We start from the raw sequence: 1322 nt of genomic DNA on the forward strand, positions 1-1322 counted from the left end.
AAGTTCATCAATCTTTTCAACTAAACGATTTTGCTCTTTCCTTGCTGGAAGAGGCAATGGAATACTCTGAATTGTTTTCGATGAAAGGTGCTTTACCGTAACGGCTGAAGTATTTTGATGAATTGCATCTAAATACCCTGGTAACAAGTATGCTAAGAATTTTTGGCTATAAAAATGATCTATTGCTGTCAGTTTACAAACTCGTTGATTCAACAATGCTTTACCACTACGCCAAAAAGCCGAGTTGAAGTCACCATCCATTCCGATCAATAAATCACCGTTATCAACGATGTAGTCATCTGAAAAATCCCCCTCAAATGTTGTATTCGTTTCTCCTGAAACAACATCTCTGATTCGAATCAGGGGGAGTCCTTTTCCAGTGTTAAAGCCACTAGATGAAAATGCGTAGCCGTTAACTACATCCACAACATCTCGAAGTGTTACTCTTTCCCACGATTTATGTTGATTTAGTAAGCCCGATGTATCTTCTGTTACCAATTCATTTATATCTTTAGAAAATGCCATTTTATGCAATTAATTCCTGGTTCATTTCAGCCAATAGGCTATCTAATTCGTTATCTTGGCCGTTGTTGCTTGCATTGTTAACGACAAATTGGCCCCATGCTTTTTGCAAGCCACCGTGATCGGAAAAAGGACTGTAGTCAAAGTCATCACGCTCTATAAAACAACTTGCGGAAATATGATCTTTAATCAAACGCAACCACTGAGTCTGTTGCTCGGTAAAAGCTGTGGAACGTTGGGCATTGTGGCGGAAGATCCAGTCTTTAAACTTAGCGTCGACCTGTTCAGCAAAAGGTTTCAACTCCGTATCTAAACCAATAGCAAATCTAATTAGCGAGATTATATCTGTTAGTTGGCGTTTCGTGTCTATTTTCTTCTTATTGCTACTGTCACTTTGATTCAGTCGCCCGTAAGCAGTCCAGAGCTTTTCTGTTGTTAGTAACAACGGAGGCTTACTTAACGCTTGGTGCAACTCCTCTAACATGGCAAAGGTTAACCCCCTACGTTGATACGGTTGTTGGTAGAAAAAACTTAAAGCCTGGATATCGTCTTTATGTTGTTCAATAAAGTCTTTAAAGGTTTGAATCATCTTTTCAGCATCATCCGCGGCTTGACTACTGTAACCCGAATAGGTGACGGTATCTAGATTGATGTGATCGATAAGCTGTTCGCGGTCACGACGAGCAGATTCAATCACGTCACGTGTTTCTGGGTTATCAAAACTTTGGCAAGCTTGGTCGACAAGTTGTTCTTTGGCTGTTTGACGCTCACTATCTGTTAGGGTTTCTTCACTGCGTGTG

General features: G+C 40.4%; 2 protein-coding genes. Both read right to left on the bottom strand.

Going from position 1 to position 1322, the window contains the following annotated elements; genetic code table 11:
- Window positions 1–525 (bottom strand): restriction endonuclease subunit S (locus tag BCU12_RS17625; protein WP_241909866.1); only part of this gene is annotated, 525 nt, incomplete at its 3' end.
- A gap of 1 nt (window position 526) precedes the next feature.
- Window positions 527–1322 (bottom strand): type I restriction-modification enzyme R subunit C-terminal domain-containing protein (locus BCU12_RS17630; RefSeq protein ID WP_277871286.1); only part of this gene is annotated, 796 nt, incomplete at its 5' end.

It is taken from the genome of Vibrio sp. 10N.261.55.A7 (assembly GCF_002877365.1).
Lineage (GTDB): Bacteria > Pseudomonadota > Gammaproteobacteria > Enterobacterales > Vibrionaceae > Vibrio.